1 pseudogene is annotated in these 639 nt (G+C 42.4%); it reads right to left on the bottom strand.

From position 1 onward, the window contains the following. Nucleotides 1-574: pseudogene (locus EK369_RS22985) on the bottom strand (hypothetical protein); the annotation flags it as partial. Between the last annotated feature and the right edge of the window lie 65 nt (nt 575-639).

Raw genomic sequence — 639 nt, forward strand, 5'->3', positions numbered from 1 at the left:
CTCCAATTGATACTAAACAACGTCTTCGAGTTGGTATCAAAGCCCCTGGTATTATTCCAAGGGTTTTGATACCAACTCGAAGACGTTGTTTAGTATCAATTGGACCCCTTCCATCAATTGCATTACCTAAAGCGTCAACTACACGTCCCAACAGTTGATCACCTACTGGCACATCCACAATAGCACCAGTTCTCTTTACAATATCACCTTCCTTAATCAGCTTGTCGTTACCAAATACTACCACACCAACATTGTCAGGTTCCAAGTTAAGAGCCATACCCTTGAGCCCAGAAGAAAATTCCACCATCTCCTCAGCTTGTACATTCTTGAGACCATACACACGAGCAATACCGTCACCAATACTTAAGACACGACCAGTTTCATCAAGATTACTTTTGGGGGCTGAACCAAGGATCCTTTCTTCCAAAATTGAACTAATTTCAGCTCCATTAGTAGTGGCAGATGCATGGAAGTTTCGTGCTGCAACATTTGTTGCTGGAGCAATCAAAGCTACTACTTGAGAATTGTTTGGAAGTCGCCTTGCCGCACGAGCTGCAACACGAACAGATAACATGGACATATTTTATTTTTTTTTTTCGATTGTCCAGCACTGACTTTTTTCAATGACGTCCGGCGACA

Origin of the sequence: Shimia sediminis (genome assembly GCF_003990645.1) — a bacterium.
GTDB classification, from domain to species: domain Bacteria; phylum Pseudomonadota; class Alphaproteobacteria; order Rhodobacterales; family Rhodobacteraceae; genus Shimia; species Shimia sediminis.